Annotated in this window: 21 protein-coding genes; 8 read left to right on the top strand and 13 right to left on the bottom strand. The window is 71.9% G+C overall.

Annotation, left to right across the window (positions count from 1 at the left end; all coding sequences use genetic code 11):
• Window positions 1-13 precede the first annotated feature (13 nt).
• Window positions 14-1,384, bottom strand: coding sequence for a D-inositol-3-phosphate glycosyltransferase (gene mshA, locus ABH937_RS07085; protein ID WP_370145954.1), 1,371 nt, complete (start codon window positions 1,382-1,384; stop codon window positions 14-16).
• Window positions 1,385-1,762: 378 nt separating this feature from the next.
• On the opposite strand from mshA, the gene ABH937_RS07080 reads away from it, so the two are divergent.
• Window positions 1,763-2,485 (top strand): class I SAM-dependent methyltransferase, encoded by a 723-nt coding sequence (locus tag ABH937_RS07080; RefSeq protein ID WP_280688466.1) that lies wholly within the window; start codon window positions 1,763-1,765, stop codon window positions 2,483-2,485.
• 134 nt (window positions 2,486-2,619) lie between these two features.
• On the opposite strand, the gene ABH937_RS07075 is transcribed toward ABH937_RS07080, so the two are convergent.
• The gene (locus ABH937_RS07075; protein ID WP_280688468.1) at window positions 2,620-3,177 is read right to left on the bottom strand and encodes an O-acetyl-ADP-ribose deacetylase; all 558 of its coding nucleotides are present in this window, start codon (window positions 3,175-3,177) and stop codon (window positions 2,620-2,622) included.
• Window positions 3,178-3,401: 224 nt separating this feature from the next.
• Between ABH937_RS07075 and ABH937_RS07070 the strand changes: the two genes are divergently transcribed.
• Window positions 3,402-5,120 (top strand): SpoIIE family protein phosphatase, encoded by a 1,719-nt coding sequence (locus ABH937_RS07070; protein ID WP_348533631.1) that lies wholly within the window; start codon window positions 3,402-3,404, stop codon window positions 5,118-5,120.
• A gap of 68 nt (window positions 5,121-5,188) precedes the next feature.
• Here the strand turns inward: ABH937_RS07070 and ABH937_RS07065 are convergent, their stop codons facing one another.
• The 3 genes from ABH937_RS07065 to ABH937_RS07055 form a co-directional block, all read right to left on the bottom strand.
• The gene (locus tag ABH937_RS07065; protein WP_280688470.1) at window positions 5,189-5,533 is read right to left on the bottom strand and encodes a DUF2516 family protein; all 345 of its coding nucleotides are present in this window, start codon (window positions 5,531-5,533) and stop codon (window positions 5,189-5,191) included.
• Between the two features lie 174 nt (window positions 5,534-5,707).
• Complete coding sequence (locus ABH937_RS07060; protein ID WP_280688471.1) at window positions 5,708-6,241, bottom strand: hypothetical protein; 534 nt, start codon at window positions 6,239-6,241, stop codon at window positions 5,708-5,710.
• A gap of 26 nt (window positions 6,242-6,267) precedes the next feature.
• Window positions 6,268-6,618 (bottom strand): helix-turn-helix transcriptional regulator, encoded by a 351-nt coding sequence (locus tag ABH937_RS07055; protein ID WP_280688472.1) that lies wholly within the window; start codon window positions 6,616-6,618, stop codon window positions 6,268-6,270.
• A 420-nt stretch (window positions 6,619-7,038) separates the two neighbouring features.
• Here ABH937_RS07055 and ABH937_RS07050 point away from each other — a divergent pair, with 420 nt between their 5' ends.
• Entirely contained in the window at window positions 7,039-7,323 is a 285-nt protein-coding gene (locus tag ABH937_RS07050; RefSeq protein WP_280688474.1) for a hypothetical protein, read from the top strand.
• Window positions 7,320-7,526, top strand: a complete 207-nt coding sequence (locus tag ABH937_RS07045; RefSeq protein WP_280688476.1) for a DUF6193 family natural product biosynthesis protein — start codon at window positions 7,320-7,322, stop codon at window positions 7,524-7,526. Before ABH937_RS07050 ends, ABH937_RS07045 begins: the two co-directional genes overlap by 4 nt.
• A 96-nt stretch (window positions 7,527-7,622) precedes the next feature.
• Here the strand turns inward: ABH937_RS07045 and ABH937_RS07040 are convergent, their stop codons facing one another.
• Together ABH937_RS07040 and ABH937_RS07035 are read right to left on the bottom strand one after the other, a co-directional pair.
• Entirely contained in the window at window positions 7,623-7,811 is a 189-nt protein-coding gene (locus tag ABH937_RS07040) for a DUF397 domain-containing protein (RefSeq protein ID WP_184945486.1), read from the bottom strand.
• A gap of 18 nt (window positions 7,812-7,829) precedes the next feature.
• On the bottom strand, window positions 7,830-8,072 hold the full coding sequence (locus tag ABH937_RS07035) for a hypothetical protein (protein ID WP_280688480.1): 243 nt from the start codon (window positions 8,070-8,072) through the stop codon (window positions 7,830-7,832).
• A gap of 182 nt (window positions 8,073-8,254) precedes the next feature.
• Between ABH937_RS07035 and ABH937_RS07030 the strand changes: the two genes are divergently transcribed.
• Window positions 8,255-8,491, top strand: coding sequence for a hypothetical protein (locus ABH937_RS07030; protein WP_280688482.1), 237 nt, complete (start codon window positions 8,255-8,257; stop codon window positions 8,489-8,491).
• A gap of 318 nt (window positions 8,492-8,809) precedes the next feature.
• Window positions 8,810-9,901, top strand: a complete 1,092-nt coding sequence (locus tag ABH937_RS07025) for a hypothetical protein (protein WP_280688484.1) — start codon at window positions 8,810-8,812, stop codon at window positions 9,899-9,901.
• A 62-nt stretch (window positions 9,902-9,963) separates the two neighbouring features.
• Here the strand turns inward: ABH937_RS07025 and ABH937_RS07020 are convergent, their stop codons facing one another.
• The 3 genes from ABH937_RS07020 to ABH937_RS07010 all read right to left on the bottom strand — a co-directional run bounded on the left by ABH937_RS07020 (window position 9,964) and on the right by ABH937_RS07010 (window position 15,206).
• Entirely contained in the window at window positions 9,964-11,349 is a 1,386-nt protein-coding gene (locus ABH937_RS07020; protein WP_280688486.1) for an ABC transporter permease, read from the bottom strand.
• Window positions 11,346-12,290 (bottom strand): ABC transporter ATP-binding protein, encoded by a 945-nt coding sequence (locus ABH937_RS07015; protein WP_280688488.1) that lies wholly within the window; start codon window positions 12,288-12,290, stop codon window positions 11,346-11,348. Before ABH937_RS07015 ends, ABH937_RS07020 begins: the two co-directional genes overlap by 4 nt.
• Before the next feature lie 201 nt (window positions 12,291-12,491).
• Window positions 12,492-15,206 (bottom strand): PKD domain-containing protein, encoded by a 2,715-nt coding sequence (locus ABH937_RS07010; RefSeq protein WP_280688490.1) that lies wholly within the window; start codon window positions 15,204-15,206, stop codon window positions 12,492-12,494.
• Window positions 15,207-15,635: 429 nt separating this feature from the next.
• Here ABH937_RS07010 and ABH937_RS07005 point away from each other — a divergent pair, with 429 nt between their 5' ends.
• Entirely contained in the window at window positions 15,636-16,880 is a 1,245-nt protein-coding gene (locus ABH937_RS07005) for an MFS transporter (protein WP_280688492.1), read from the top strand.
• A gap of 113 nt (window positions 16,881-16,993) precedes the next feature.
• Here ABH937_RS07005 and ABH937_RS07000 read toward each other — a convergent pair whose 3' ends face one another.
• The 3 genes from ABH937_RS07000 to ABH937_RS06990 form a co-directional block, all read right to left on the bottom strand.
• Window positions 16,994-18,148 (bottom strand): MerR family transcriptional regulator, encoded by a 1,155-nt coding sequence (locus tag ABH937_RS07000; protein ID WP_280688494.1) that lies wholly within the window; start codon window positions 18,146-18,148, stop codon window positions 16,994-16,996.
• Between the two features lie 84 nt (window positions 18,149-18,232).
• On the bottom strand, window positions 18,233-18,442 hold the full coding sequence (locus ABH937_RS06995; protein ID WP_280688495.1) for a hypothetical protein: 210 nt from the start codon (window positions 18,440-18,442) through the stop codon (window positions 18,233-18,235).
• A complete protein-coding gene (locus ABH937_RS06990; protein ID WP_280688497.1) occupies window positions 18,439-21,657 on the bottom strand; it encodes a DEAD/DEAH box helicase in 3,219 nt (1,072 codons plus the stop codon). Before ABH937_RS06990 ends, ABH937_RS06995 begins: the two co-directional genes overlap by 4 nt.
• Before the next feature lie 202 nt (window positions 21,658-21,859).
• On the opposite strand from ABH937_RS06990, the gene ABH937_RS06985 reads away from it, so the two are divergent.
• A complete protein-coding gene (locus ABH937_RS06985; RefSeq protein ID WP_280688499.1) occupies window positions 21,860-22,480 on the top strand; it encodes a YceI family protein in 621 nt (206 codons plus the stop codon).
• Window positions 22,481-22,561: the final 81 nt, after the last annotated feature.

Raw genomic sequence — 22,561 nt, 5'->3', positions numbered from 1 at the left:
GCTGGTGCGCTGCCTACTGCTGGCTCAGCCGCCGCCGCGCTCCGGCCAGCCGACCGGCCGGGCGGGCCAGCGCCCCCGCGTACACGTCGGCGGTGGCCGCCGCGGACGCGCCCCAGCCGAAGCCGGCCGCGTGCCGGGCCGCCGCCGCGCCCTGCCTGGCCACCAGCTCGGGCTCGGTCACGTACGGCTCCAGCGCCCGAGCCCAGGCGGCCGGTTCGTGGCCGCGGACCAGCGTGCCGGTCTCGCCGTCCCGCACCGCGACCGGCAGGCCACCGACCGCCGCGGCCACCACCGGCGTCCCGCAGGCCTGCGCCTCCAGCGCCACCAGCCCGAAGGACTCGCTGTAGGAGGGCATCGCCAGCAGCGTGGCCGCCTGGTACCACTGGGCCAGCTCGGCCTGGCCCACCGGCGGGTGGAACCGCACCACATCGGCGACGCCGAGCTGGGCGGCGAGCTTCTGCAGGCCCAGCGGCTTGGCCAGTCCCGTCCCGGACGGGCCGCCGACCACCGGGACCACCAGGCGCTCGCGCAGCTCGGGCCGCCGCTCCAGCAGTGCCGCGACCGCCCCGAGCAGCACCTCGGGGCCCTTGAGCGGCTGTATCCGGCCGGCGAAGAGCAGCACCGCGGCGTCGGCCGGCAGGCCGAGCCGGGCCCGGGCGGCGCGGCGGTCGCCCGGCCGGAAGACCTCCAGGTTGACCCCCGGGTGCACCACGGCGAGCTGGTCGCCCCGGGCGCCGTAGTGCGCGGCGAGCTCGCCCGCCTCGTCCGCCGTGTTGGCGATCAGCCGGTCGGCCGCCTCGACCACCTGGGTCTCGCCGATCACCCGGGCCGCCGGCTCGGGTGTATCGCCCTCGGCCAGCGCCGCGTTCTTGACCTTGGCCATGGTGTGCATGGTGTGCACCAGCGGCACGCCCCAACGCTGCGCGGCCAGCCAGCCGACCTGCCCGGAGAGCCAGTAGTGCGAGTGCACCAGGTCGTAGTGGCCGGGTCGGTGCCCGGCCTCGGTGCGCAGCACGCCGTGGGTGAAGGCGCACAGCTGGGCCGGCAGGTCCTCCTTGATCAGGCCCTCGTACGGCCCGGCGGTGACGTGGCGGACCAGCACGCCGGGCGCGAGCTCGACGGTCGGCGGCAGTTCGGAGGAGATGGCCCGGGTGAACACCTCGATCTCGATGCCGAGCCCGGCCAGGCGCTTGGCCAGCTCGACGATGTAGACGTTCATGCCGCCGGCATCACCGGTGCCCGGCTGGTGGAGCGGTGAGGTGTGCACGCTCAGCATCGCGATCCGGCGCGGACGACGCGGCCGGCCGGCCGCCAGCGCGTGCAGGCGCCCGCGGATCGGCGGGGTCTGCCGGTCACGCCATACCGTCGACACGGGGGGCTTGATCACGTGGCTGCGGCCTCTCTGGTCTGCACTGCGACGCCTTGGGCGACGACCACTCCTGTGGTTCCAACTGGAAGACAACCTCCCAGAGTGCACGCCGCATTCCCGCGACCGGGCAGGTCGGGCCGACGGAGCGACGCACATCACGCCGACCGCCGCGCCCGGCCCCGACCCGGCCCGGCGTACCCTGCGGGGATGGCCGCTTCCTTCGACCCGGGCTCGTCCGGGCACTCCGCCGCGCTCCGGCCGCCGGGGACGCCCAGGACACTCAGGACGACGGGGACGCCCAGGACGCCCAGGACGTCTAGGACGCCGACCGCCACGGCCCGCCCGGTCGGCACGGTCACCCGAGGCACCACCAACACCAACCGACTGCGGCGGATGGACCGCTGGATCGTCCACACCCTGGGCCCGCGGCTGCGCGCCGCCGACCGGCCGCCGGTGGCCGTCGACCTCGGCTACGGCGCGGCGCCCTGGACGGCCGTCGAGCTGTCCAACCGGCTCCGGACGGTCCGGCCCGACCTACGGACGGTCGGCATCGAGATCGAGCCCGCCCGGGTCGCCGCCGCGCTGCCCTACGCCGAGCCGCCGGCGCTGACCTTCCGCCGCGGCGGCTTCGAAGTGCCGCTGGACGGTGGTGCGGCGCAGCTGATCCGGGCCGCCAATGTGCTGCGGCAGTACGAGGAGGAGGCGGTGCGCGGGGTCTGGGAGCGGCTCTGCGGCCGGCTGGCGCCGGACGGCCTGCTGGTCGAGGGCACCTGCGACGAGATCGGCCGCCGCCATGTGTGGGTGGCGCTCGACCCGACGGGCCCGCGCACGGTGACCTTCGCCGCCCGACTGGCGGGCCTGGAGCGCCCCTCGGACCTGGCCGAGCGGCTGCCGAAGGCGCTGATCCACCACAACGTGCCGGGCCGCTCGGTGCACGCCTTCCTCACCGACTTCGACCGGGCCTGGGCCGCCGCCGCGCCGTACGGGGCGTTCGGCGCCCGGCAGCGCTGGGTGGCCGCGTGCACGGCACTGTCGGGGCAGTGGCCGCTGGTGGACGCGCGGGGGCGCTGGCGGCAGGGCGAGGTCACGCTGCCCTGGTCGGCACTGGCGCCCTGAGCAGGGCATTCAGGTTCACTCGAACGAGTTATCGAATTCCCCTGGCGTGTTGACGGGGCATCAGGCCACTATGGGGGCGCACCTGGTGACACCCGCTCCTTGACTCGATCACACTGCTGTCGGGCCCCGCCCGACTAGCCGGCCAACCCCAGTTCCTCCCGCACCCGCGCGAAGATCTCGTACGCCTCCGCGCCGAACAGCACGAACCGCACCTCCAGGTCCACCGCCTGCTCGACCGGATCCTCCGCCAGCACCTCGGCCACGGTCGACAGCGCGATCCGGGCCGCGTCCTCCAGCGGCCACCGGTACACCCCGGTGGACACCGCGGGGAACGCCACACTCCTGGCCCCCAGCTCCAGCACCGCCAGCCGGAGCGACTCCCGATAACAGGAGGCCAACAGCCGTGCCCCCTGCTCGTACCGCTCCGCCCCGTACACCGGCCCGACGGTGTGCACCACATGATCGGCCGGCAGCCGACCGGCCGTGGTGGCCACCGACCGGCCGACCGCCAGCCCCCGCCCGTAGTGCGAGGCCCGCAGCGCGCGGCACTCGGCCAGGATCTCGGGACCGCCCGCACGGTGGATCGCCCCGTCGACACCACCGCCACCGAGCAGCGACGAGTTGGCGGCGTTGACCACCACGTCCACCCGCTGCTTCGTGATATCACCCTGAACCAAAGTGATCTGCGTCACCGTCAGCCTCCCGCAATCCGGCCGTGCCGCCGCCCGGCCCCAACCCGTTCACGCTAGCGAGCAAGCCCGCCACCTGCGTGGCAATAACCACATCCACAGCGGCCCGTCAGGGAAATGCCCGGAGATCACGTTATGGTCGCGAGAAGCTCCCTGACTCGCGGTGCCTCGCGGGCACTGCGCGCGGACCGCAACCGTTACCCCGTCAGGGAAAGGGAGGAACATCCGTGCCCGCTACGGGAGACGGGCCAGGACTCGGCGCCGAAAGCCGGTCCGGTGCCCCGACAGGAGCTGGCGTCCGTCAGCGTGTCGCTGCCCCCTGCCCTGATCCGGCCACCGCCACGCTCGGTGCCGACGGACTGAACGGGCTGAACGGACTGGGCGGCCTGGACTCCCTGCACGGCCTGGAGACCCTCGAGACCTTCGGTCGACTCGGCGCGCTGAGCGCATTCGGCGAGCCCCCGCACGCCGCCGGGCACCCGGCGGCCACGGACGGCGAGCCCGCCGCCGCCCTCGCGCTGCCCGGCCCCCGCTCCACTTGGCGCCGCGCGGCGATCGACCGGGCCGCCGCGCCGCTCAAGCTGCTGGTGATCGAGAACGACACCAGCGACGCCCGGCTGCTCGAGGAGCTGATCGCCGCCAGCGGCACGCCGGTCGAGCTCTCCTGGGCTCGCGGTCTGGACCAGGCCGCCGCCCAGCTGACCCCGCAGCCCGCCGTCCCCGGCCGCCGGGCCCGCACCCTGCCGATCGACTTCAGCTGCGTGCTGCTCGACCTGGCCACCCCGCCGACCGCCGACCCGGCCCGGGCCGCGGCCGCCGTCGGCACCGACCCCCTGGACGGGCTGCGCGAGCTGCTGCGGCTCGCCCCGAACGCGGCCGTCGTCGTGCTCACCGACGCCGCCGACGCCCAGCTGGGCGCCGCCGCGGTGGCCGCGGGCGCCCAGGACTTCCTCACCAAGGACGACACCGACGGCCCGCTGCTGGCCCGCGCGCTGCGCTACGCCGTGGAGCGCAAGCGGGCCGACGAGTCGCAGCGCCGGCTGGTCGAGGCCGAGCTGCGCGGCCAGGAGAACGCCCGGCTGCAGCGCCACCTGCTGCCCACCCCGCTGCTGGAGGGCGCCGAACTCTCCTTCACCCGCCGCTACCGGCCGGGGCGCCGTCGCGCCCTGCTCGGCGGCGACTTCTACGACGCCGTCCGCACCGACGACGGCACGGTCCACGTGGTCATCGGCGACGTCTGCGGGCACGGCCCCGACGAGGCCGCCCTCGGAGTCGCGCTGCGGATAGCGTGGCGGACCCTCGTCTTCGCCGGCCTGACCGGCCAGACCCTGCTGACCACCCTGCAGCACGTGCTGGAGCACGAGCGGCGCAGCGACGAGATCTTCGCGACCCTGTGCATGCTGGTGATCACTCCGGGCGCGCCGCCGGACCAGGCTCCGCGCGGCCACCGCCGCGCCACCGACGGCGGTCGCACGCCCGGCGAGCGCCCGGCTCCCGGGGTCGGTCAGCAGCCTCTGCCGTCCGACCGGCCCGGCGTGGAGCACGCCCAGCTCTACCTCGCGGGGCACCCGGCGCCGCTGCTGCTCACGCCGTCCCAGCGTCCCGTGGTGGTCTCCTTCGACCAGGCGGGCCCGGCGTTGGGCCTGCTGCCCTGCGACGACACCGAGGCCAGCTGGCCGCCGCACCACCTCGAACTGCCGCCCGGCTGGAGCCTGCTGCTCTACACCGACGGCCTGATCGAGGGCCGGGTCGGCGCCGGCTCACGCCGGCTGGGCCAGGACGGCCTGCTCGGCCTGATCGGCGACCACCAGGCGAACGGGCTGACCCGAGGTCGGCTGGTGGACGGCGCCCTCGCCGAGGTCGAGGACCTCAACGGCGGCGCACTCACCGATGACGTCGCGGTGCTGCTCCTGGAGCGGATCCAGCAGCCACCGCTACTGGGCTGAGTGGCGGCTGCTGGACCCGCTCCGGGAGCAGCGCCGCCTCAGCCCAAGCTCGCTGGCAAGCCGCAGCGTCACCAGGGCCCGTAAGGCCCCATGTTGCGACGGTCGTCCTTGCCGCCGCGGCCACCCGTCAGCGCCTTGATGGCCGGGCGGACGTCGACCATGTAGACGATCGCCGCGACCAGACCGGCCAGGGTCAGGAAGCTGCCGATGAAGTTGGCCCCGAAGAGCAGGTCGAGGCCGAGCGCGATCCCGAGCACGACCAGCCAGAACGTCTTGGTCTTCTTGTCGGCGGCGCGGTACGCGTCCTCCCGCCGCACGGCGGCGTCCACGAAGGCGAACCCCTTGAACAGGATGATCCCGACCGACAGCCACCAGAGCGGGTTCAGGAGGTTGATGTACGCGATGTAGCCCACCCGGGTCTCCTCACACGAAGCCTCGCCGCCGCCAGACCTTGACTTCCCACGGCTGAGTCATTCCATCCTGACACGCTGCGGCGCCCGACAGACGGTGAACGTGTCAGGCGCGCGCAGCGTGCCCGGGGCCGGTCGGACGGCCGCGCCGCCGCCCCGCTGCCGCTGCTGCTACTACTACTTCGCGGTACCGGGCGACTTCCGGGCCCGGGTGGCCTTCTTCGCCGGCTTCGCCTCGGCGCTCGCGTCCTCGACGATCTGGGCGTCCACCGCGGCCGGCTCGACGATCTCGACCGTCACCGCCGCGCTCTCCGGCTGCGCCGGGGAGCCCTGCCCCACCACGCCCTTGCCGCGCTCGGCCAGCTCGTCGTAGACCTCCTTGGCCTTCACCGCGAGGCCGGCGGCCCGGCCGACCTGCTGGAACGCGAAGGTCTGCGCCCGGTCCTGCAAGGACTTGAGGTCGGTCGGCAGCGTGGTCACCGTCCCGACCATCTTGGCCTGCGCCTGCGCCAACCTGGTCTGCGCCTCCTGCAGCCGCGCGGCCGCAGCGTCCTGCGTGGCCCTGCGGTCGGCGGCCAGCGCCTCGAGGTGCCCGGGCACCTCGCGCAGCTTCGCGTACGCCAGGTCGCCGGCACCCGCGAGCGCGTACAGCGGCGTCGGGTCGCTCAGGGTCTTCCTGATCTCGTTCCTGATCTCATCGGTGCTGGGCATCAGCATTTCCTCTCCATCGTTCGGCCTCACTCGGCCCTGTTGTCACGCACGAAGGCCTCGTACACCGCCAGCAGCGCGTGCTTCTGCTGCTCACTGATCGCCGTGTCCGCGAAGATCGCGGCCCGCAGCTCCACCCCACCGGCAGGCCGTTCCTCCAGGATTCCCGCCTGCACGTAGAGCGTCTCCGCCGAGATCCGCAGCGCCTTGGCGATCTGCTGCAGAATCTCCGCGCTCGGCTTGCGCAGCCCCCGCTCAATCTGGCTCAGATACGGGTTCGACACACCCGCTACCTCCGCCAGCTGGCGCAACGAGTACTGCGCGGCACGCCGCTGCTCCCGGATGTACTCACCCAGGGAGCCCACCTTCAGTGAAGCCATACCCTCATGCTGCCCACTGCTGCTTGCAAAAGCAAGCACCCAGCTAGCGCGTCGGCGCGGCAACCGTGTGACTTCGCACGATAGATGGCCACTTTGCAGGCTTGTTGACCAACCTCTCCAGGCGACTTGGCCAGCGAGACAGGGCACGGCGAGAGGCTCGGTGATGACCGGCCCGCCCGCCCCGGGGACGGCCATCCGGGCTGTCAGGCACACCTCCCAGGCTCAGCCCATGAATGATCAAATCTGGGTTGGCGTTCGGGAGCGCGTGCGGGCGTTGGGGGTAAGCCCGGCAGGTACCAGCGTCTTCGGGTCGTCGGGGCACCGGTTCGCGTTGGACGAGCCGCTGACCCCGGCCGAGGTCGATGACCTCGAGGCCCAGGCAGGCGTTGTCCTGCCCGAGGCCGTGCCGTTCGCGGGGCCGTGTTGCGTGAGCTGGCTGCCGGGGCCGGCAGCCGGGTTGAGCGCCACGTTCTGGACGCTGCGGTACACCGGTCCGGGCTCGAGGAGGCCAAGGAGCAGGCCCCGTGCATCGAGTTCCGCCCGTGGGCCCTCGCGCACGAGCGGGAGCCGCTCGGTGCTGTCGAGCTGGCGTGGTGCCTCAAACTCGACCGCATCCACATGCCGCCGATGAACCGGTTCCCGCGCGTGCATGCGCTGTTGGCGGCCGCTTACGCCCAGCCGGTGCTCCGCCAACTGTGCCGGTGACCAGCCACTTCAACCTCTGGTTCTCCACCAGTACCACGGCGCGATGGAACACGACACGGGTCGGGTACATGATCTGGCCGCACGATGAGGGGTTCTACGGGGTTCGGAACGGGAGTGAGTTGCTCGCGCGCTTCGATACGCCGGAGGAGGCCGTAGCCTTCGTGGTTGCCGTCCTGCCGGAGGGGATCGGGCCGGCGAATTGAAGCGTCATTCGAGCGGGCATTGGCAGCGATGATGCCAGGCGCATGCAGTGCGGCTGTGGCCGACTGCCCGTTGGTGGGCGGGCAGTCGGAGGCTGGTTAGCGGTGGGTGGTGGCGAGGTGGAGGAAGGCGGTCCAGGCGGTGGGGGTGAGGGTGAGGGCGGGGCCGTGCGGGTCCTTGGAGTCGCGGACGTGGATGGTGGCGGGGGTCTTGGCGATCTCCACGCAACAGGTGGCTTCGTTGGTGCTGTAGCTGCTCTTGTTCCAGACGAGTTCGATGGCGTTCATCGTTCTCCCAAAGGCTGGTTAGCGGTGGGTGGTGGCGAGGTGAAGGAAGATGGCCACGCCAAACTCCCTTTGCGTCATTCCCCGTTTCTCGCGAAAGAATCTGATCAGCTTGCCGAGGGCGCGGAAGAGGTCGGCCGCGCCCTCGGACTCCTCGGGCGCCTCCGGGCGCTTCTCCTCGGCGAGGTCGCCAAGCTTTTCGAGTTCACTGGGCCGACTCGCCCCAGGAACCCCAACTGTCTTGTCCTGCCCCGTAGTCGTCATCGTGACCACCGTTCCTGACACCCGATCAAAGGGCTACGGCCGCCGACCCGGACAGGCCCGCACGAGTGCCGGCGGCTCAGCACCCAGACGCCTCTCCACCTTGAGCGGCGGTGTCCCGTAGCCGGACGCGCCGCCCACGTTGGGGGACGACGTCGATCAGGGACGAGCGGTGGGAGCCCGTGATGTTCTCTCCGGACCGCACGGTCGGCGCCGTCGTGATCTCGCATCTCGGCTGCGCCGCCCGCCAGTGGCTGATCATCAGCGGCCCCGAGCAGGGGCGCATCTGGTCCGACAACCGGGTGGACGACGAGGACCTCACTCCGCTGCTCGACGGGCGCGGGGAGCCGGTGACCTTCGCCCAGTGGTACCTGTCCTGGCTCGAGAACAGCGAACGTCAGCAGCAGATCATCCCTTCGTAGCATTCGATGATCTTGGTGACGTTGTACCCGCTCCCAGTGCGCCAGCAGCGGATAGCCCCACATGTGGCCTGGCCGACTACCCCGAAAACGTTGGCCAACTACAAAGCACAGTCACAAACCGCAACACGCGATGCGTCCGGCTACCGACGCAGCCCAAGGGGCACGCCCACTCGGCTGACCGCGTGGCCGTGCATCCGATCGGTTCGACTACGGATCCTTCCGGTCAGCACATCCGGCTCGGGTTCTGACCGGCCGTCTAACGTGACCGTCAGTGGGGGAAACCACTGACTCCCTTGGAGGTGAGCCGTGCGTCCCGAGATGACACGGCGTCAATCCGCTCGGCGGCCCGAGAGCGGCCCGGTCAAGCGCGGGTTCCTGCGGCCGGGTGCCCTGTGCTCGCTGGCCGCGGCGGCCGTACTGGCGTTCGCCGGTGCCGGGACTGCCGTGGCTCAGCCGTCGGGCGGCCCCGGCGCGCCGGCCGCGCGGGCGACCACGGCCTCCAGCGGTTCCGCCGGCTCCAGCAACTCCACGGCGAGGCTGTCCGACGGCACCGTCGTCGACTCGGCCGCCGCCGCGAGCAAGGTGCAGGACTACTGGACGCCCGAGCGGATGAAGAACGCGATCCCGCTCGACGCCCCGGACCCCGGCACGCCGCCCTCCGGCAGCGCAGGCCCCGCCGCCGCACCGACCGGCGAGCCGGGCAGCACCGAACCGGTCGCACCGACCGTGCCGGGCCGAGCCGGCCTGCGGGAGCCGCTGATCAACGAGTCCGCCGCAGTGGGCAAGGTGTTCTTCACCGACCCGAGTGACGGCAAGGACCACGTCTGCAGCGGCAGCGCCCTCAACAGCCCGTCCAGGCAGCTCGTGATCACGGCCGGCTCCTGCGTGCACGGCGGCCAGGGCAAGACCTGGATGACCAACTGGATCTACGCGCCCCGGTACCGTTCCAGCAGCTACCCGTTCGGCACCTACGCCGCCAAGCAGTTCCGCGCCTTCGACGCCTGGATGAGCAGCAGCGCCCCCAGTCGCAACGTGGGCCTGGTGACCACCTGGCCGCAGAACGGCACCCGCCTGGTGGACGCCACCGGCGGCCAGGGCCTCTCCTGGAACTACCCGCAGAACGTGGACGTCACGGCCCTCACCTACTCGCTCGACCGCAGCGACGGCGAGATCCAGCAGTGGTGCACCGGCACCACCGCGCGGGGCTACTTCAGCGGGACCATCGGGCTCTACTGCAGCCTCGGCACCAGGTCACCCGGCGGCCCCTGGCTGCGCGAGTTCGACAACTCCACCGGCCTCGGCCACGTCAACGGCGTGATGTCCGCCATCGACTGCAGCGACTGGAACCAGAGCTCGTACTTCGACGACGGAGTGAAGTCGATGGTCGACGCCCAAGGCAGCGTCACCTGACGCGGCACCAGCCGCCGCACCGCGGCCGCCCGGCGTACCTTCGCGCCGGGCGGCCGCGGCGTTCATCCGGGGAGCAGATCGACGTTGCCGTCGAACTGCCAGAGCGGGTTCGGCACCGCCTTTCCCCCGCTGATGATCAGGAAGTAGCCGTTCACCTCCACCGGACCGTCTCCGTCGGCGGTGTACCGCCCGTTCGCGGTGACATTGAGCTGGTAGACGGCTTGGGCGGTGGCGTTGTAACCGGGGACGTTCCAGGAGACCGTGCAGCGCCAGTCGTTGCCCGATCCCTCCTGCGCGCCGAGCCCTGCGCTCTTGTCACAGGCCGCGGAGGTCTGCAACTGCGCTTCGGTGACCGGCGGTTGGCGCATCTGCGCTTGCTGGAACCGGTAGAGGTGGGCGAACGCCGTGGCCACCGACCGTTGCACCTTGGTCTGGTCGATGCCGGAACCGCCAGTCCCGGTCGTCACCGCGACGACACCGACCGTCGCGGCCAGCACCCCGACCAGCGGGAGGACACCCAAGGTCAGCACCTTGCGTCCGGCGCCGTCGTTGTTGAGATTGGTGAAGTCCCGGCGGAGGAAGAGCAGGTAGGCCAGTGCCGTCGCGGCGACCGCCCACACCAGACTGACCCCGACGCCGATCAGCAGGGGCCCGAGTTGCCGGGGATCGGCGAAAAGACCGTTCCAGGAGATGAAGGCGTAGCCGGGCAGTGCCAGGCGCACCGGGACCGGCAGCGGCAGCATCTGCGCCACCTGCATCCCGAGGGCGGCGAGCATGGGCAGGAGCAGGCCCATCGGGGATCGCCCCAGGGCGATGGACCCGAGCAGCCCGATGGCCGCCAGGGCGAGCGTCGGCGCCAGCACGCAGACCCAGGCCAGCAGGACACTGCCGGCCGCGTCCCCGCCGGAGAGCTGGTGGCCGTCCAGCCCGACCAGCGGCTGGTTCCCCTCCGCGAGCAGGCCGCCGAACACGCTGGAGACGGCCAGGCCTGCCACCAGCAGCCCGATCACGGAGATGCTGGCGATCGCCTTGGCCGCGAAGATACGCCGGTGCGAGCGGACCGCGATGAGCAGATGGCGCCAGGTGCCCAGCCGGTCCTCGGAGGCGAACACGTCGCCGGCGACCATGGACGTGACCAGCGGCAGCGCCCAGGTGCCGGCGAAGCCGAGCACCACCAGCGACCCGGCCCAGCCGGTGGCGTGCATCCACCGGCCGAACAGGGTGTCCGACGGCAGAGTGCTCTGCTGGTCGATCGCGAAGACCAGCAGGCCCGGACCGAGCCAGCACAGCCCGATCAGCAGGCGCACCCGCCAGGCGGAGAACTGCTTGACCAACTCGAAGCGGAGGATGCGGGCCACCGGGACCGGGCGCGCACCCGCCGTCCCGGCCCCAGCCTCAGCCCCGGCGGCGGGAACGGGGGCGGGGGCGTCAGCGACGGTCGCGGTCATCGGTCGGCCTCCTGCTCGGTCAGGGCGAGGAACGCGGCTTCCAGCGGTGAGACGACGGGCGCCAACTCACGCAACGCGATGTCGTCGCGCACCATCCGGGCCACGAGTTGGTCCACGGCTGCCACCCGGGCGCGGACGACGATCACATCGGTGTCCGGTCGTGCCGGGGCGTCGTAGCCGTCGATGATGCTCACACCGGGCGTTGTGGCCGCGACCGCGCGAGCGGCGGACGGATCCGACGCGCGCAGCCGGTAGTCGAGTTCGCGGTTGTCATCGGAGAGCTTTGCCACCGGTCCGGAGAAGACCACGCGCCCGGTGGCCAGGATGGTGACCTCGGAACACAGCGCCTCCAGATCGTCCATCCGATGGCTGGACATCACGACCGTGACGCCTTCGGCGGCCAGCCGGCTGAGCACACCGTGCACGTGCTTCTTGCCGACCGGGTCCAGGCCGTTGGACGGCTCGTCGAGCACCAGCAGCCGTGGCCTGGTCAGCAGCGCCGCGGCCAGCCCCAGCCGCTGGCGCATGCCCAGGGAGAACCCACGGACCTTGGCGTCGGCGACGTCGGCGAGCCCGACCTGCTCCAGTGCCTCCTCGACACCCGTGGCGGGCGCGTCATCAGGGCGCAGCGCGACCAGCGTCGCAAGGTTCTGCTTCGCGGTGAGAGTGGGGTAGAGGCCGGGCCCGTCGACGAACCCGGAGACACCGTCAGGCGCGGCCGGCGCGCGTCCCACCGGAGTGCCGAGGATCTCCAGACTCCCTTCGTCAGCGACGGCCAGGCCCAACAACAGGCCGAGGAGCGTGGTCTTGCCGGCGCCGTTCGGGCCGACCAGGCCGTGGATCTGACCCTGCGTCATGCTCACATCGATGTGGTCGAGGGCGACGACATCACCGAAGACTTTGGTGATGCCCCGGCCTCTCACCGCGACGGGTGTGTCCATCCGTTCATCCATCCCTCAGCTGGCGCTCAGCTGATCCTGAAGAACCCGATCTTGAAGAACCTGAGCCTGGCGCGTGACGCGCAACCTCGAGGACAGCGGCCTCGTCCCGTGCAAGCGGCACCGGGTGGTGCACCGCAGTGCACCACCCGGCACTCTTTCGCGATCACATGATCCGCATCGGACTCGGCGAACTCGTCAGGCTCAGCTGACGTTCAGCGCGGTGTCGTCGAGCACGAACGACGTCTGGTACTCGAAGTCCTCGACACCGGTGAACTTCAGCGTCACCTGCTGGCCGGCGTAAGCGCCGAGGTTGAAGGTGTGCTGCGCGTATCCGGTGTTGTGGTTGAGGTTGGAGTAGGTGGCCAAGGTGCCCAGGACGGTGCCGGAGCTGTTGAGCACCTGCACCTTGAGGGTGTCGTAGGCGGTGGTCGTCGAGGTCTCGGCCGTGTTGGTGTGCAGCCAGAAGCTGAAGCTGTAGTTGCTGCAGCCGCTGGGCAGCGTGACGGTCTGGGCCAGGGTGTCGGTGGTGGCCTTGCCCCAGCCGTCGAGCCAGGCGTCCCAGGTGCCGCTGTGCTGCGGTTCGGAGCTGCTGTTGCCGATCACCGCGAGGGGGCTGTGCGTCGAGGTGACGGTCCACGGCGCGGGGTTGGAACTGCCGTTCTCGAAGCCCGGGTTGCCGAGCAGTTGCTGTGCCTGGCAGCCCGTGCCGGTGGGGGTGACCGTCGCCTCGCTACTCGCCGCCCCCTCGCCCACGCCGTTCACCGCGGTGACGGTGTAGTAGTAGGCCTGACCGGCGGTCAGCCCCGTGTCCGTGCACGAGGTCACCGCGCCCAGGCCGCTGCAGCCGCCGCTGGTCAGCAGCGTCTCGCCGCCGCTGGCGGTGCCGCGGTACACCTTGTACGAGGTGACGTTCTCGCCGCCGGTGTTGGACGGCGGCGTCCAGCTCAGCGCGGCCTGCCCGGTTCCGGCGCTCGCCGTCAGGCCGGTGGGCGCACCCGGTACCGTCGCGGCGATCGGCGAGGCTGTGATGGTCACCGTCGAGGATGCGGAGTTCGCCGGCGAGGCGCTGTCGGTGACGGTCAGCGTCGCGGTGTAGGTACCCGCGGTGCTGTAGGTGTGGCTCGGGTTCTGGGTCGTGCTGCTGGTCCCGTCACCGAAGTTCCAGCTGTAGTTGTACGCCGGGGTACCACCGGTGCCGGTGCCGGTGAAGGCGACGTTCAGCGGCGTCTGACCGGAGGTCGGCGTGGCCGAGGCGGTGGCCGCCAGCGGGTTGCCGACGGCGTTGACCGTGGTCGTCACCTGCGACGTCGCGGTGTTGGCCGGCGAGGCGCTGTCGGTGACGGTCAGCGTCGCGGTGTAGGTACCGGCGGCGGTGTAGGTGTGGCTCGGGTTCTGGGTCGTGCTGGTGGTCCCGTCACCGAAGTTCCAGCTGTACGTGTACGGGGCCGTGCCGCCGGTGGCCGAGCCGGTGAAGGTCTCCGTCAGCGGCGCGTTGCCGGTGGTCGGGGACCCCTTGGCGCTCGCGGACAGCGGGGTCGAGCCCTGGACCCAGAAGTCCTCGAGCGGGTCGCCGAGCGCGGCCTGGTCCGCGGTCGTCATCGGGAAGGTGGACGAGCCCAGGTTGTCGTTCGGGTCGATGACGCCGGAGTGCACGTTCTCCATCGTGCGTTCCATCGCCGCCACCACGTTGCCCGTGGTGTACGCCACGTGCGAGACGTAGTTCTGCTTGACGTAGGCCGACGGCCCGATGACGAGCAGCGGCACGCGGTAGGTGTTGCTGACGTGGTCCGGGCCGTTGCTGCCGTTCTGGGTGTCGTCCTCGGTGACGACGATCAGGGTGTTGTTCTTGTACGTCGGGTTGCTCTCGATGGAGTTGACGATGTTGTTCGTCGCGGTGTCGTTGCCGGAGATGTCCTGGTAGGTGCCGGGGTGGTCGTTGAACAGCTCGACGTAGTTGTAGGCCGGCATCCCGTTGGTGTTGATGAAGTTGAGGTAGTCGTTGGAGATCGTGCTGTCGGGGAGGCTCTGGTTCTGGCAGGTGTACTCGTTGGTGTGCAGCTCTTCGGGGATGTTGGTGCCCGGGCGGTTGGGCGGCAGGACCTCGACCTTGCCGTCGGCCGGGTTCTTCCAGTAGCCGCTGCCGCTGTTGAGCATCCAGTAGATGTCGCCGTTCATGATGAACGTGTACGGGCTGCTGCCACTACTGGTGCCGGACGGAGCCGTGCAGGCGCTGGTGCCCTCGTCCGTGGGACCCTTGCTGCTCTGCAGGAAGCGGTCGAACTGGGTGCCGTTCGACGGGTACGACTGCTGCTGGCTGCTGGACGAGGACTGCCCCGAGAACATGAACCAGTGGTTGGGGCCGGACGGCGGCTGAACACCGGTGCTGTACGAGTCGGACAGCGCGTAGGTCTTGGCCAGCTGGTGCAGGTCCGGCACGGAGCTGATGTGGTTGGTGCTCTGCACCTGGCCGTTGCAGCTGGGACTGATCGTGGTCGCGCAGTCGCCGAGGTAGTCGTCGAAGGTGTGGTTCTCCCGGTAGATGACCACGAAGTGCTGGAACGGCGGGAAGTACGGCGCCAGCGGGTTCACCGCCGCGGTGGGCTTCCCCACCACCGTCTGCTGGCCACCGACCGTCTGCACGACGCTCTTGTCGGTGATCTTGAGGTCCTTCGGCTGCGGGAACTTCGTGAACTCCACGCCGGGCGCGGCGAACACCGCGCCGGTGCAGTCGAAGTCGTCCGGCTTGTACGTCTGCGGACGCTGACCGACCGGAAGGTTCTTGGCGTTCGCCGGGCTGGTCGCCGGGTTCCAGCCCTTCAGCGTGCACGAGCCGACGCCGGTCGCGGGGTGCTTTCCGGCCCCCTGGGCGGTGGCCAGCGAGGCCCCCGCTAACGTGACAACGGCGAGCAGAGCCACACTCGCCGATCTCTTCTTCCACTTCCTCATCGACACCCTCCGTACGTGACGGTTCATGGTCAGATGACTGCGGTCCGTATGGTGGTCGCGAATCGGAGACCTAGCAAGTAGATGCGCGTAGATTTCTCTGGGACTCGGGTTTTTTGGTCTGGCGTTCGTCCCCTGTTGCCGGAAGGTTCGACGACTCTTGGACGCCGAGCCCGAGTAAGCGTTCGACCGCTGCGGTGAGTTGACGATGCGACAGGTTGGCTCGGTGATCTGGGAGATGCGGGCGCCGAAGAGGCTCGAGACCCAGGCTGACGCCCCTGTCTGCACAACCAATAGTTGTGCCTTCATGGCGGATCGGTTGTTTGATCTCGCCATCCACTACCCGCTTTGATGCCGATGGTCAGCGTGTGGTTGTTCGGATCGGCGAGAGGCGCGTTGGGTATGACGGGTAGGCGGGCGCTGGGGCGGCGCTTCGGGTGGTTGTGGGCGGCGTACGCCGTCAGCTCGTACGGCTCAGGGTTCGGGTTCGGCGCGTTTCCGTTGATCGCGGTCCTCGTGCTGCACTGCGGGCCCGCCCAGGTGGCGGCGCTGGCCGGCGCGGGGCGGGCGGTGGGAGCCGTGGTCGCGGTGCCGCTCGGGCCGTGGGTGGAGTTCCGCCGCAAGCGGCCGGTCATGATGGCGATGGACCTGATCCGGTTCGCGGCGTTGCTGAGCGTCCCGGCCGCGTACGCGCTCGGCTGGCTCAGCTTCACCCAACTCCTCGTCGTCGCCGTCGTCACCGCCGCGGCCGACATCGTCTTCAAGGCGGCCAGCGGTGCGTATCTGAAGGCACTGGTACCGCCGGCGGACCTGCTCGTCGCGAACGGCCGGTTCGAGTCCACGACGTGGACCGCGACCACGGTCGGGCCGCCGCTCGGCGGGGCCGCGATCGGACTGTTCGGCCCGGTGACGACCGTGGTGGCCGACGCGGCCAGCTACCTGCTCTCGGCGCTGGGCATCCGCGCCATCGGCGGGACGGAACCGCACCCCGCGCGGACCGGCGTACCGCGGCTGCGAGCGGGCGATCTGCTCGAGGGATGGCGCCACATCCTCGGCCACCCCGTGCTGCGCCCGCTGTTCTTCAACACGATCGTGGTCAACGGCCTGATCATGGCCTCCGAGCCGCTGCTCGCCGTACTCCTGCTGGGCCGCCTCGGGTTCGCGCCCTGGCAGTACGGTCTCGCGTTCGCCGCCCCTTGCCTCGGTGGTCTCGTCGGCTCCCGCCTCGCGCGCCCACTCGCGGCCCGCCTCGGGCAGCACAAGGTGATGCTCACCGTCGGGGCGCTGCGCGCGTGCTGGCCGGTCGGATTGGCGTTCGTCCAGCCCGGTGTCCCCGGGATCGTCCTCATCATCGCCGTCCAACTCGGCCTGGTGACCTGCTGCGGCCTGTTCAACCCGGTGCTGGCCACCTACCGGCTCGACCACACCGACCCCGACAAGGTCGCCCGCACCCTGTCCGCGTGGTCGGTCAGCAGCAGCGCCAGCATCGCGGCCATGACCGCGCTGTGGGGCCTGCTGGCCACCATCACCAGCCCCCGCACCGCGATCGCGCTCGCCGGAGTCCTCCTGCTGGCCACCCCGCTGCTGCTCCCACGCCGCGAGAACGCGCCCCGGAACGCAGGGGAACCGGCCGCGAGCCTCAGCTGAACCGCCCGTGGTACGTCGTCCTCGTCGTGGCGCTCCGGCGCCCGGGGTGGCTGGGGCCTGTCGTCAAACCCCCTTCTGGCGTCGCCGAGCAGAAGGGGGTTTGACGACAGGTCCTAGGTCAGCCGGATGGGCATCAGCACCGAGAAGTTCCCGGCCGCCTGGTCGGCTGAACGGATCGCCAACGGGCCGATCGTGCCGCCGAGTTCGAGGACCAGCTGGTCCGGTGCGCCGGCCGCGAGCGCTTCCAGCAGGAACTCCTGGTTCACCGCCACCCGCAGGTCGCCATCGGCCGCTTCGGTGTCCTCCAGTGCGGTGCCCGGCTCGCTCTCGACCACGCGCAGTTCGCCGCTGCGGCTGACGGCGAGGACGGTGACCGGGACCTCGTTCTGGTCGGCGGACCGGTCGGGGGTGGCCGGGGTGTACGGGCGGGTGGCGCCGTCCGCAACGGCGCGGCGCAGCGTGGCGGTGGGCAACTCGACCCGGTGGGTGGGCCGCAGGCGGATCAGGCTGCGGTAGTCGGGGAAGTCCAGGTCCAGCCGGTCGCCGGCCACCCGGCGCCCGCCGGCCTCGGCCGCCACCGAGGCTCCCTCGACCGTGAGGGTCAGCTCGCCGGCGCCCGCCGCGTCGGCTTCCGCCGCCATGGTGCCGAACTCGTCGGCGAGCGCGGCCGGCAGCAGAACGTTGAACTCGGTCGGGGCCGCCGCGCGGGCTGGGGCCGCGCCGACCGCCAACCGGTAGCGGTCGGTGGCCACCAGCCGCAGCAGCTCGCCGTCCAGGTCGAAGAGGATGCCGCCGAGCATCGGCGCCGCGGGCTCGGCGCTCACCGCGAAGCGCACGGCCGCCAGCGCCGCGACCAGGTCGGCTGCCGCCACGGTGAGCCGGGCACCGCCCAGGGGGTCGGCGGATGCGGAGGGGTCGATCGTCGTCATGGTGTGCTCCCGTCGGTCGATCAGCGTACGGACGTGGGAGAGCTCGCGACGCGCGTCCGCCAGACCGTCCTCCAGCCGCCGCAGGTGCGTGTCGAGCACCTGGTGGGCGGAGTCGGAGTCGGCCGGCGCGGCCAGCAGCAGCCGGATCTCGGCCAGCGGCAGTCCCACTCGGCGCAGCCGGCAGAGCAGCCGGGCGTCGGCGAGCTGGGCCGGCGCGTACCAGCGGTAGCCGGTCTGCGGGTCGACCCGGGCGGGGCCGAACACCCCGGCGCCGTCGTAGAACCGCAGCGCGCTGACGGTCAGTCCGCTCTCCCGGGCCAGCTGCCCGATACTGCGCATCACGCTCTCCATGACGAGGACTCTGAGGGCTCGACCAGGTCGAGGGTCAAGCGTGGTCGTGGTCGTGGTCGTGGCTCATCGGCCTCACGAGGTCAGCGCGCGGTAGACGGGGGCCAGCAGCGTGCCGAGGCCACGGCCGCGCACGGTGATGTCGGGTGCCGCCAGCCGCTCGACCGGCAGCGGCCCCGCCCGGCCCGGACGGGGGGTCGGGGGGAGCTCGTCCTGGCGAAGCGTGAAGTCGCCGACCCAGTAGTCGTCCAGTGGCCTCGCGGCACCCGTGCTGTCGTCGTTCATTCGGCGATCGCCTCCTCGGTGAGGGTGAGCAGCTCGCGCAGCTCACCGTCGGACAGGTCGGTGAGCCACCGCTCGCCCTCGCCGACCGCCGCCTCGGCCAGCGCGCGCTTGGCCTCGATCATCCCGGCGATCCGCTCCTCGACCGTGCCGGCGCAGACGAAGCGGCGCACCTGGACGGTGCGGTGCTGGCCGATCCGGTGGGCCCGGTCGGTGGCCTGCTGCTCGACCGCCGGGTTCCACCACCGGTCCAGGTGGACCACCTGGCTCGCGGCGGTGAGGTTGAGCCCGGTGCCGCCGGCCTTGAGCGAGAGCAGGAAGACCCCCGGTCCGTCGCCGCCGCCCGGTTCCTGGAACCGCTGAACCAGCTCGTCGCGCCGCCGGGCACTCAGCCGGCCGTGCAGGTAGAGCACCTCGGTGTCGAGGCGCTCGGCCAGGTGGCGGTGGAGCAGCGTGCCGAACTCGGCGTACTGGGTGAAGACCAGGGTGCGGTCGCCCTCGGCGAGAGCCTCGGCCAACACCTCCTCCAGCCGGGCGAGTTTGCCCGAGCGGCCGGCCACCGCCGAGCCGTCGTGCAGCAGTTGGGCCGGATGGTTGCAGACCTGCTTGAGCTTGCCGAGCGCGCCGAGCACCGCACCCTTGCGCTGCACCCCCTTGATCCCGCGCAGCCGGTGCAGCAGGTCGGCGACCACCGCCTGGTAGAGGCCGGCCTGCTCGGCGGTCAGCGTGCACCAGACGGTCATCTCCTGCTTCGGCGGCAGCGCGACCGCCACCGCCGGATCGTCCTTGCGCCGCCGCAGGATGAACGGGCTGGTCCGGCGCAGCAGTTCGGCGGTCCGCTCGGTGTTGGCGTGCTGCTCGACGGGGATCGCGTAGCGCTCCTTGAAGGCCGCCGCCGAGCCGAGCAGGCCAGGGTTGGCGAAGTCCAGGATCGCGTGCAGCTCGGTGAGGCGGTTCTCCACCGGCGTGCCGGTGAGCGCGATCCGGTGCTCGGCGGGGAGTGAACGCAGCGCCCGGGACTGGGCGGTGGCGCTGTTCTTGATGTTCTGCGCCTCGTCGGCGATCACCCGGTGCCAGGCGATCCCGCGCAGCTCGGGGCCGTCGCGCTGGACCAGTCCGTAGGTGGTGATCACCAGGTCGGCGCCGGCCACGGCGGCCCGCAGCTCGTCCCCGGTGGGACGGTCGGGGCCGTGCTGCACGTGGACCCGCAGCATCGGCGCGAACCTGGCCGCCTCGCGGCGCCAGTTGGCGATGAGCGAGGTGGGGCAGACCAGCAGCGTCGGGCCCGGCAGCGCGGAGTCGGCCAGCTCGCCCCGCTCGGCCGCCAGCAGCGCCAGGGCCTGCACGGTCTTGCCCAGGCCCATGTCGTCGGCCAGCACCGCGCCCAGCCCGAGCCGCCCGAGCGAGCGCAGCCAGGCCACCCCGCGCTCCTGGTACGGGCGCAGCGTGGCGCCGAAACCGGCCGGCAACGCGACCGCGGGATGCCCGGCCGCCGCCCGCTCGTCCGCCACCCGTTCGCCGAGCAGCGCACCGAACACCCCCGTGGCCGTGACGGCGCCGATCGGCAGTCCGGCGACCAGCGCGCCCGGGTCCAGGATCAGCTGGAGCAACCGCCCGGGCCGGCTCTCGCCGACCCCCTGCCGGGTCAAGAAGTCGACGGCGTCGGCAATCTGACGGACATTCATCTCGATCCACTGCCCGCGCACCCGCACCAGCCCGCGCTTGGCCGCCGCCAGATCGGCCAACTCCTCGGCGGTGAGCGGCTCGCCTTCCAGTGCCAGCCGCCACTGGAAGGCGACCACGGCGTCCCGGTTGAGCCAGGCATGCCCGTCCGGCGGCGGCGTGCCCGCCGTCCGTCCGGCGGCCGCGCCAGGAGCGGCGCCCCGCACCGTGAGCGCCATCCCCAGCCGTGGCCTGCGCTGCCACCAGCTCGGGAGCAGGACGCCGAAACCGGCCGAGGTCAGGGCCGGGGCCGCCTCGCGCAGGAAGTCCAGCGCGGTGTCCCGGTCCAGCGTCAGGCCGCTCGGCCGGCCCGCGCGCAGCGCCTGGCGCAGCTCGGTCCGGCATCGCACGGCCCGGTCCAGCTCGGCCAGATAGGCGCCCTGCGGGTCCTCGACCTTGCGCTCGAAGGCGGCCACCGCCGCACCGCCGGCCCACAGTTCGCCGGCGGTGACCAGCAGCGAGGGCTCGTCGACGGCCTGCAGCAGGAATTCCAGCCGCCAGTGGTCGTCGGAGGTGCCTCCCTCGGGGTCGGCGGGATCCGGCCCGAGCGGCTCGACCAGCCGGAAGCAGAGCCGGACCGCCGGCTGCTCGGGGCCGCCCGAGGCGTGCCAGGCGGCCAGTCGATCGGCCAGCCGGTCGAGCGCCGCCCGTGGCTCGCCCGGTTCCACCGCCAGCAGCCCGTCGCCCGCCCCGAGCCCGGCGAACCAGCGCTCGGCGGCCTGCCCGTCGGGCTCGCCCGCCGCCCCGACGCCGCGTGGCAGCCGCACCACACCCGGGTGGTCAGCCAGGGTGGCCCGGACCTCACGGTCGGTCAGCGCCTCCAGCACCTCGGCGAGCAGCACCGTGCCCGGCCGACCGGCCCGGGCCACCGGCGGGCAACCCTCGGCGAGGGCGGTCGCCTCGCGGCGGTCGGCGGTGCCCAGCACCGGCTGCCAGCGGGCGTACGGCGCACCGTCCAGCTCGACCAGCGCGGGCAGCACCTGGCCGCCACCGACCAGGCGCCAGGCCAGGTCGTGCACGGCGGTGAGCCAGCGCAGCGAGGACCCGTAGGCGACGTCGACCCGCCCCGGGCCGTCGAGTTCCGCGCTGGTCAGTGCCCAGCGCGGGTCGAACAGCTCGCCCAGCAGCTGGGCGGCCTCGGCCGGCTCGAAGACCAGCGCGGGCACCCGCCAGGCGTGCAGCGACACCCCGCTCGGCGCGGCCCGGCCGCCGAGCAGCTCGGGCGAGGCAGTGGGCACCCCGCTCAGCGAGGGCAGGGTCAGCGTGGTCCACCGCTCGGCCGCCTGGCCGGCCAGCCACCCGAGGCCGGGGCCGATGCCGCCGAGCAGGTCCGCGAGCAGCGCGGCGGGGCAGGCAAAGGGGTGCGGGCGAGCCATCGCCCCACCGCCCGGGTACGGCACCGGACCGCGCGCCGCGTCGAGCGCCCGCGCGTCCTCCGCCCACAGCGCCAACCGCCCGCCGCCCGGCCCGTGCCACAGCGCGTGCACCGCGAACACCGCTCCCGGACACCTCCTCCCGCGCTCGCCGGTCACCGTCGCCCGGTCACCGTCGCCCGGTCAGCCCGGTCGCTCTTCGCAGCCTAGCCACGACCTGTGACAACACATTCGGCCAGCTTGGTTGAAGGTTGAACGAAAAAGCCCTATGGTGGAGCCAACAAGTTGAAGCCTCAACAAAAGGCTTCGAACCCGAGGAGGAGCCATGGGCCTGTTCAGCCGCAAGACCACCGCCACCGCGACCGCCACCACCGTGCTGGACGCCCCGGCCGCGACCACCAGCACCGACCTCGCCCACCTCACCGGCGACTACACGATCGACACCACGCACAGCCGGATCGGCTTCACGGTGCGGCACGCCATGGTCACCAACGTGCGCGGCGAGTTCACCGACTACCACGGCAAGCTCCACCTGGACGGCAGCGACCCGGCCGCCTCCACCGTCGAGCTGGTGATCCAGGTGGCCAGCGTCGACACCGGCAACGAGCAGCGCGACGGCCACCTGCGCACCGGCGACTTCTTCGCGGTCGAGACCCACCCGGAGATCACCTTCCGCAGCACCGCCGCCGCCCAGCTCGACGCCGAGACCTACCGCCTGCACGGCGACCTCACCATCAAGGGCACCACCCGCCCGGTGGTCCTCGACCTGGAGTTCACCGGCAGCGCCGTCGACCCGTACGGCATCCAGCGGCTCGGCTTCGAGGGCTCGACCACCGTCGACCGCACCGACTTCGGCCTGAGCTACAACGCGGCGCTGGAGACCGGCGGCGTGCTGATCGGCGAGAAGGTCAAGCTCAGCTTCGACGTCTCCGCCGTCCGGGCCTGAGCCCGGCTGCCACGCCCGCCCGGCCCGTGACGCCGCCGGCGCGCCCGCCCGCCGGGCCTCCAACGCCGCCACGTGCGGCAG

Source organism: Kitasatospora sp. GAS1066B, assembly GCF_041262605.1.
In the GTDB taxonomy this organism is placed as follows: Bacteria; Actinomycetota; Actinomycetes; order Streptomycetales; family Streptomycetaceae; genus Kitasatospora.
Note: the sequence above shows the minus strand (reverse complement) of the source record. Positions and strands in the feature narration are given on the sequence as shown.